Below are 9,479 nucleotides of genomic sequence, written 5' to 3' on the forward strand. Positions count from 1 at the left end.
GTGGTCTGGGGGGCGGCGGCCCCGGGGGGCGCCCGCCAGCTCGGCCAGCAGCCGGTCGACCAGGGCCAGCGGGGTGGGGTGGTCGAACACGGCCGTGACCGGCAGCCGGACGCCGGTGGCCGCGGCCAGCGCGTTGCGGAACTCGACCGCGGTCAACGAGTCGAAGCCCAGGTCGCGGAAGGACTTGCCGGGCTCGACGGCGTCGGTGTCGGGGTGGCGCAGCACGGCGGCGGCGCGGGTGCGCACCAGCTCCAGCGCCACCCGGGGGCGGTCGGCGGCCGCGACGGCGGCCAGGCCCTCGGTCTGCTCCGGGGCGGCGGCCTCGGGGACCGCGGCGGCCTCGGGCAGCTCGGCGAACAGCTCGGTCGGGCGCAGCGCGCGCAGGCCGGGCAGCAGCGCGGCCCAGTCGACGTCCGCGACGACCTCGACCGGTCCGCCGGTGGCGATCACCCGGTCCAGCGCGGCCAGCGCGTCGGCGGGGTCCATCGGGCGGAACCCGTTGCCGCGCAGCCGGTTCTCCCGCACCGCCCCGTCGGCGGCCAGGCCGGTGCCGCCCCAGGCGCCCCAGGCGACCGAGGTGGCGGGCAGGCCGAGGGCGGCGCGGTGGGCGGCGAGGGCGTCGAGGTGGGCGTTGGCGGCGGCGTAGGCGCTCTGGCCCGCGCTGCCCAGCGCGCCCGCGGCGGAGGAGAACAGCACGAACGCGGCGAGGTCGGCGCCGCGGGTCAGCTCGTGCAGGGCGATCGCGCCCTCGGCCTTGACCCGCAGCACGCGGTCGAGGCGCTCGGGGGTGATCGCGTCCACGACGCCGTCGTCGAGCACGCCCGCGGCGTGCACGACGGCGGTGACCCGGCGCCCGTCGAGCGCGGCGGCGAGCTGGTCGCGGTCGGTGACGTCGCAGGCGGTGGCGTCCACGGTGGCGCCGGACGACCGCAGCTCGGCGAGCAGGTCGACGGCGGTGTCGGCGGTGCGGCTGAGCAGCAGCAGGTCGCGCGCGCCGCGGGCGACGAGGTGGCGGGCCAGGGCGGCGCCGAGGCCGCCGACGCCACCGGTGATCACCACGGTGCCGTCGCCGGTCCAGTCGGCGGTGCCCGCGGGGGCGGGCGCCACCCGCTCCAGGCGGCGGCCGAAGGCGCCGGAGGAGCGCAGCGCCACCTGGTCCTCACCGCGCCCGCCCGCCAGGACGCGGGCCAAGTGCGTGCCCAGGCGCCCGTCCGGGGCCGCGGGGACGTCGACCAGACCGCCCCAGCGCTGCGGGTCCTCCAGGGCCACGGCGCGGCCGAAGCCCCAGACGGCGTGCTGCTCCGGGGAGACGGCGTCCGCGCGCCCCACGGCGACCGCGTCGCGGGTCAGCGCCCACAGCGGCGCCTCCACCCCGGCGTCGGCCAGGCCCTGCACGGCGGCCAGCGTGGCGGCGACCGGCCCGGCGGGGTCGCCGCGGTGCGCCAGCGCGAGCAGCGACACCACGCCCACCGGGTCCGGCGCGTCGACGGCGCGCACGGCCGCGGCGACGGCCGCGCGGTCGGCGCCGGGGTCGCAGGCGACGAGGACGGGGGTCGCGCCGTGCGCGCGCAGGGAGTCGGTGACGGCCTCGCCCCAGGCGCCGTCGGCGCCGAGGACGAGCCACGTGCCCGACAGCGTCGCCGGGCGCGGGGCCAGCGGCCGCCAGGTCTCGCGCAGCCGCCAGGCGTCCGAGGTCGCGGCCCGGTCGCGCTCGCGCCGCCACGCCGACAGGGCGGGCAGGGCGTCGCGCAGGGGCGCCTCGGGGGCCAGCGCCAGGACGTCGGCCAGCGCGCCGGACTCGACGGCCGCCCAGAACTCGGCGTCCCCGGCGGCGGCCGGTGCGGGGGCGGGGTGCGCGGCGACGGCGTCGGGCCAGTACCGCTCCTGCTGGAACGGGTAGGTGGGCAGGTCGACCCGCCTGCCGCCGTCGAGCAGCCGGTCCCACGCGGGCACGACCCCGCGCACCACCAGCTCGCCCAGCGACAGCAGCGCCCGGTCGAGGCCGCCGTCGTCGCGGCGCAGCGAGCCCACGGCCACCACCGGCCCGGTCGGCTCGGCCTGCTCCTGCACGGCCATGGTCAGCGACGGGTGCGGGGAGCACTCGACGAACACGCCGAAGCCGTCGGCGGCCAGCCGCGCCGTGGCGCCCGCGAAGTCGACCGTGGCGCGCAGGTTGGCGATCCAGTAGGCCGCGTCCAGCGCGGTGCCGTCCTCGACCTGGCCGGTGAGGGTGGAGTAGAGCGGGACGCGCCCGGCGCGCGGGGCGACCGGGGCCAGCACCCGGGCCAGCTCGTCGCGCAGCCGCTCGACCTGGGCGGAGTGCGAGGCGTAGTCGACCGGCAGCACCTTGGCCCGCACGCCGTCGCGGGTCCACCCGGCGACGAGCTCGTCGACCGGCCCCGGCTCGCCGGAGATGACCACGGCGGCCGGTCCGTTGACCGCCGCGACGCCGACCCGGTCACCGAGGTCCGCGATCGCCTCGCGCACGCGCGCCTCGGGCAGCGCCACCGACGCCATCGCCCCGAGGCCCGACAGCTCGCGCAGCACCTGCGACCGTCGCGCCACGACCAGCGCGCCGTCCTCCAGCGACAGCGCGCCCGCGACGACCGCCGCGGCGATCTCGCCCTGCGAGTGGCCCACCACGGCGGCGGGCTCGATGCCCCAGGAGCGCCACAGCTCGGCCAGCGACACCATCACCGCCCACAGCGCCGGCTGCACGACGTCCACCCGGCCGAGCGCGTCGGCGTCGGCCAGCACGTCGGTGAGGACCCAGTCGACGTGCGGGGCCAGCGCGGCGGCGCACTCCGCGAGGCGGGTGGCGAAGACCGGCGACTCGGCGGCTAGCGCGCCCGCCATGCCCGCCCACTGCGCGCCCTGGCCGGGGAAGACGAACGCGGTGCGCCCGGTCGGGGCGGCGGTGCCGGTGACCGCGGCGGGCGACCCGGCCGCGACCTCGGCCAGCCCGGCGGCGACCTCCTGCGGGGTGCGGCCCACGACCGCGGCCCGGTGCTCGAAGGCCGAGCGGGTGCGGGCCAGCGACCAGGCCAGGTCCAGCGGCTCGGCGGTGACCTCCGACAGCCGCTGGGCCTGGGCGCGCAGGGCGGCGGGGGTGCGGGCGGACAGCGGCACGAGCACCGCGGGCGGGTCCACGCGCGGCGCCGCGGCGGGCTGCGGCTCGCCCGCCTCCAGGATGACGTGGGCGTTGGTGCCGCTGATGCCGAAGGAGGACACGCCCGCGCGGCGCGGTCCGGCGGGCCAGGGCACCGCGGTGGAGGCGACGCGCACAGCGCCCGCGCTCCAGTCGACGTGCGAGCTGGGCTCGGCGGCGTGCAGGGTCGCGGGGATGCGGTCGCGGCCGAGCGCGAGCACGGCCTTGATCACCCCGGCGACGCCCGCGGCGGCCTGGGTGTGGCCGATGTTGGACTTGACCGAGCCCAGCCACAGCGGCTCGGCGCGGTCCTGGCCGTAGGCGGCGAGCACGGCCTGGGCCTCGATCGGGTCACCGAGGGTGGTGCCGGTGCCGTGCGCCTCGACGAAGGCGACGTCGGCGGGGGCCAGCCGGGCGTCGGCCAGCGCGGCCCGGATGACCCGCTGCTGGGCCGGGCCATTGGGGGCGGTGAGCCCGTTGGACGCGCCGTCCTGGTTCACCGCGGAACCCCGCAGCACGGCCAGCACCGGGTGGCCGTTGCGGCGGGCGTCGGACAGGCGCTCGACCAGCAGCAGCCCGGCGCCCTCGGCGAACCCCGTGCCGTCGGCGGAGTCCCCGAACGCCTTGCACCGGCCGTCCTGCGCCAGGCCGCCCTGCAGGGCGAACTCGGTGAACAGGCCCGGGGTGGACATGGTCGTCACGCCACCCGCCAGCGCCAGGTCGCACTCACCGTTGCGCAGCGCCTGCGCGGCCAGGTGCAGGGCCACCAGCGACGACGAGCACGCCGTGTCGACGGTGACGGCGGGGCCCTCGAAGCCGAGGGTGTAGGAGACGCGCCCGGACAGCACGCTCGCGGTGTTGCCGGTGGCGATCTGCCCCTCAAGGTTGGCCGGGCGGCTGAGCAGCAGGGACGTGTAGTCCTGCCCGTTGGTGCCCGCGAAGACGCCGACCGGGGTGCCGCGCAGCGACTTGGGGTCCAGGCCGCCGCGCTCGATGGCCTCCCAGGCGGTTTGCAGCAGCAGGCGCTGCTGGGGGTCCATCGCCAGCGCCTCGCGCGGGGAGATGCCGAAGAAACCCGGGTCGAAGTCCGCGACGTCGTCGAGGAAGCCGCCGAGGAAGGTGCGCGTGGCGTCGGCCCCGGCCAGGTCGTAGACGTGGTCGAGGTCCCAGCCGCGGTCGGCGGGGAACGGGCCGATGGCGTCGCCCCGGCCGTCGAGCAGGGCCCAGAACTGCTCGGGGGTCCGCACGCCGCCGGGGAAGCGGCAGGCCATCGCGACGATGGCGATCGGGTCGTCGTCGACCGCGCGCGGCCCAGCGGCGGCGACGGGGGCGGTGGTCACGGGAGTGACCTGCGCGGCCAGGTGCTCGGCCAGCGCGCGCGGCGTGGGGTGGTCGAAGACGAGGGTGACGGGCAGCTTCAGCTCGGTCAGCCCGGTGATCCGGTTCCGCAGCTCCACCGCGGTCACCGAGTCGAACCCGAGGTCGTGGAACGACCGGTCCGGGTCGACGTCGTCCGCGGTCGCGTAGCCCAGGACGGGGGCGACGCAGGAGCGCACCAGGCGCAGCATCTCCTCCGCGGCGGACTCGCGCGGCGCGGCGGGCAGCGCGGCGCCGCCCTGCTCGGCCAGGTGCTCGGCCAGCGCCCGCGGCGTCGGGTGGTCGAACACGAGGGTGACCGGCAGCTTCAGCTCGGTCAGCCCGGTGATCCGGTTCCGCAGCTCCACCGCGGTCACCGAGTCGAACCCGAGGTCGTGGAACGACCGGTCCGGGTCGACCTCGTCCGCGCCCGCGTAGCCCAGGATCGGCGCGACGCACGAGCGGACCAGGTCGAGCAGGTCGTCCGCGCTCGCCTCGACGACGGCGCCGCCCTGCTCGGCGAGGTGGTCGGCCAGGGCAGCGGGGGTGGGGTGGTCGAACACCAGGGTGACCGGCAGCTTCAGCTCGGTCGCCCCGGTGATCCGGTTCCGCAGCTCCACCGCCGTCACCGAGTCGAACCCGAGGTCGTGGAAGGAGCGCTCGGCGTCGACGGCCTCGGGCCCGGTGTAGCCGAGGATGGCCGCGACGGCGGAGCGCACGACGTCGAGCAGCGCCTCCCGGCTCGACGCCCGGCGGGCGACCGGGGCGGCGGGGGCGGCGGGGGCGGGCGCCTGGACCTCCAGCAGGCGCCGGACCTCGGGGACCTCGCGCAGCACGTGGGAGGTGCGGGTCGCGGTCATCGCGACGAAGAACCGCTCCCAGTCGATGTCGGCCAGCGCCACCGCGGTGTCGGCGCCGACGGCGGTGGCCATGGCGCGCACGGCCAGCTCGGGGTCCATCGCGGGCAGCCCGTGCCTGCGGGCCAGCTCCCCGACGGGCCCGTCGGCCATGCCGCCGCCCGCCCACGGTCCCCAGGCCAGCGCGGTCGCGGGCAGGCCGATGGCGCGGCGGTGGTGGGCGAAGGCGTCGAGGAAGGCGTTGCCGGGGGCGTAGTTGCCCTGCCCGGACGCGCCGAAGGTGCCCGACATGGAGGAGAACAGGACGAACGCGTCGAGGTCGCGGCCCAGCGTCAGCTCGTGCAGGTGGCGGGTGGCGTCGCGCTTGACCGCGAGCACCCTGGCGATCCGCTCGGGGGTGATCGAGTCGAGGACGCCGTCGTCGAGGACCGCGGCGGTGTGCACGACCGCGGTCAGCTCCAGCCCGTCGACGACCGCGGCGAGGGCGGCGCGGTCGGTGACGTCGCAGGCGGTGACGTCGACCCGCACGCCGGTGGCCGCCAGCTCGGCGGCCAGCTCCGCCGCTCCGGGGGCGTCGAGGCCGCGGCGGCTGAGCAGCACCAGGTGCTCGGCGCCCGCGGTGGCCAGCCAGCGCGCGGTCTGGGCGCCGAGGCCCCCGGTGCCGCCGGTGACCAGGACGGTGCCGCGCGGGCGCCAGCCCTCGCCCTCGGGGACGGCGGCGCGGGTGATGCGGCGGCCGAGCAGGCTGCCGGGGCGCAGCGCGAGCTGGTCCTCCCCGGTGCCGCCCGCCAGCGCGGTGGCGAGCAGGGTGGCGGTGCGGTCGTCGAGCTCGGCGGGCAGGTCCAGCAGGCCGCCCCAGCGCTCCGGGTACTCCTGGGCGGCGACGCGGCCCAGGCCCCACACCAGCGCCTGCTCGGGGGCGGCGCCGGTGTCGGTGGTCACCGCGTCCTGGGTCAGGCACCACAGCGGGGCGGTGCTGCCCGCGTCACCGAGGGCTTGCAGCAGGGCGAGGGTGGCGGTGTGGCCCGCGACGGCCGAGGGGTGCTCGGGGTGCGGGCCCTCGTCGACGGCGAGGGCGCTGAGCACGCCGTCGAGGTGCCCGTGCCGGGCGACCAGCTCGGTGAGCGAGGCGCGGTCGGCCGCGCCCGCGTCGACCTCCTCGGTGACCACGGTGGCGCCGCGGGCGGTGAGGGCGTCGGCGACGGCGGCGAACACCGGGTCGGGCCACTCGGGGGTGATGAGCAGCCAGGTGCCGGTGGGCGCGGCGGGCGGGGCGACGACGGGCCGCCACTGGACCTGGTAGCGCCAGCCCGCGATGGCGGCGGCGTCGCGGCCCCGGCGGCGCAGGGCGAGCAGGGCGGGCGCGACCTCGCTGAGCGGGGCCGCCGGGTCGAGGTCGAGCACCCTGGCGAGGGCGTCGGCGTCGTGGGCGGTGACCGCGCGCCAGAACTCCTCGTCGGCCGGGTCCGCCGCGGGCTCCACCGGCTCGGCGGGCTCGGGCCAGTAGTGCGCGCGCTGGAACGGGTAGGTGGGCAGGTCGACGCGGGTGGCCCCGGGGAGCAGGGCGGTCCAGTCGGGGCGCAGGCCGCGCACGACCAGCTCTCCCAGGGACAGCAGCATCCGCGACAACCCACCGTCGTCGCGCTTGAGCGACCCGACCGCGAGCACGCCCTCGGGCAGGGCCATCGTCAGCACCGGGTGCGGCGAGCACTCCACGAACGTGCCGAACCCATCCTCCGCCAACCGCTCCACCGCACCAGCGAACTCCACAGTGGACCGCAGGTTGTCGAACCAATACCCGGCCCCCATCACCGAGCCGTCCTCCACCCGACCCGTCAACGTCGAGTACACCGGCACCGAACCAGCCCGCGGACGCACCGGCGCCAACACCTCAGCCAACTCGTCGCGCAGCTCATCCACCTGAGCCGAATGCGACGCGTAGTCCACCGGAATCCGCTTGGCCCGCACCCCATCGGCCTCGCAACCGGCAACCAGCTCGTCCAGAGCAGACGGCTCACCGGAAACCACAACAGCCGAGTCACCATTGATCGCAGCGACCGACAACCGCTCCCCGAAACCAGCGATCCGCCCCCGCACCGCCTCCACACCAGCGGCAACCGACACCATGCCGCCCTTACCCGCCAGGCGCCGCAGCACCTTCGACCGCAACGCCACCACCCGCGCGCCATCCTCCAAGGACAACGCACCCGCCACCACAGCAGCAGCGATCTCACCCTGCGAATGACCCACCACCGCAGCAGGCTCCACACCCCACGACCGCCACACCGCAGCCAACGACACCATCACAGCCCACAACACCGGCTGCACAACGTCCACGCGCTCCAGCAGCGCGGCATCACCCAAGGCCTCGTCCAGCGACCAGTCCTTGAACTCACTCAAAGCCGCATCGCACTCGGCCAGGCGAGCGGCGAACACCTCCGACGACGCGGCCAGCTCCCGCGCCATCCCGACCCACTGCGAACCCTGACCCGGGAACACGAAGACCGTCTTGCCGGTCTCGCCGCCGGTGCCCCGCACCAGCAGCGGGTGGGACTCGTCGGCGGCCAGCGCGCGCACGGCGTCGGCGCTGAGGGCCACGGCCCGGTGGTCGAGCAGCGCGCGGTTGGTGGCCAGCGACAGCGCCGCCGACCGCAGCGGCAGCGCGGGCAGCACCTCCGCGATCTGCCCTGCCTGGGCGCGCAGCGCCTCCCGGGAACGCGCGGACAGCACCAGCGGCACCGGCCCGCTGCCTGCGTCGGGCGCGGGGGCCGCGACCGGGTCCCCCTGCTCCAGGATGAGGTGCGCGTTGGTGCCGCTGACGCCGAAGGAGGACACCGCGGCGCGGCGCGGCCGGTCGACCTCCGGCCAGGGGCGGGACTCGGTGAGCAGCTCGACGCTGCCCGCGGTCCAGTCGACCTGCGAGGTGGGGGCGTCGACGTGCAGGGTCGGGGGCAGCACGCCGTGCCGCATCGCCTCGATGACCTTGATGACGCCCGCGACGCCCGCGGCGGCCTGGGTGTGCCCGAGGTTGGACTTCACCGAGCCCAGCCACAGCGGGTCCCCGCCGCTGCGGTCCTGGCCGTAGGTGGCCAGCAGCGCCTGGGCCTCGATCGGGTCACCCAGGGTGGTGCCGGTGCCGTGCGCCTCCACCACGTCCACGTCGGCGGGGCCGAGCCCGGCGCTGCGCAGGGCGGAGAGGATCACCCGCTGCTGGGAGGGCCCGTTGGGGGCGGTCAGGCCGCTGCTGGCGCCGTCGGAGTTGACCGCGGAACCGCGCAGGACGGCCAGCACGGGGTGGCCGTTGGCGCGCGCGTCGGACAGCTTCTCCAGCAGCAGCACGCCGACGCCCTCGGACCAGCCGGTGCCGTCGGCGGCGTCGGCGAAGGCCTTGCAGCGCCCGTCGCCCGCCAGGCCGCGCTGGCTGTTGAAGGCGAAGAAGGTGCTGGGGGTGGACATCACCGTCACCCCGCCCGCCAACGCCATCGTGCACTCGCCGGTGCGCAGCGCGTGCGCGGCCAGGTGCATGGCCACCAACGACGAGGAGCAGGCGGTGTCGATGGTCAGCGCCGGGCCCTCCAGGCCCAGGGTGTAGGCGATGCGGCCGGAGGCGACGCTGGAGCTGGCGCTGGTGCTGAGGTAGGCCTCGGCGCCCTCGGGCATGCGGTGCAGCTGGGAGGCGTAGTCGGAGTACATGACGCCGACGAACACGCCGGTGGCGCTGCCGCGCAGGGCGTGCGGGTCGACCCCGCCGCGCTCCAGGGCCTCCCAGGAGGTCTCCAGCAGCAGCCGCTGCTGCGGGTCCATGACCAGGGCCTCGCGCGGGGAGATGCCGAAGAAGCCGGGGTCGAACCGGCCCGCGTCGTAGAGGAAGCCGCCCTCGGCGGCGAACGGGGTGTCCCCGAGCTGCCAGCCGCGGTCGTCGGGGAACGGGCCGACCGCGTCGGACCCGTCGGCGACCAGCCGCCACAGGTCCGCTGGCGAGGCGACGCCGCCGGGGTAGCGGCAGGCGGCGGCGACGACCGCGATCGGCTCGCCCGCGGCCTCCTCCGCGCGGCGCAGCCGCTCGCGGGTCTGGGTCAGCTCGCCGGTGACGCGCTTGAGATACTCGCGCAGCTTCT

1 protein-coding gene and 1 pseudogene are annotated in these 9,479 nt (G+C 77.1%); both read right to left on the reverse strand.

Translation table 11 applies throughout. The features are described 5' to 3' along the window. Positions 1-4,983, reverse strand: a 4,983-nt coding sequence (locus tag BJP25_RS36620) for a type I polyketide synthase (protein ID WP_456318643.1), incomplete at its 3' end; no start/stop codon positions are given. Positions 4,984-5,010: 27 nt separating this feature from the next. Next, positions 5,011-9,453, reverse strand: a pseudogene (locus tag BJP25_RS36625) (type I polyketide synthase); the annotation flags it as partial. Positions 9,454-9,479: the final 26 nt, after the last annotated feature.

Origin of the sequence: Actinokineospora bangkokensis, from assembly GCF_001940455.1 — a bacterium.
Classification (GTDB): domain Bacteria; phylum Actinomycetota; class Actinomycetes; order Mycobacteriales; family Pseudonocardiaceae; genus Actinokineospora; species Actinokineospora bangkokensis.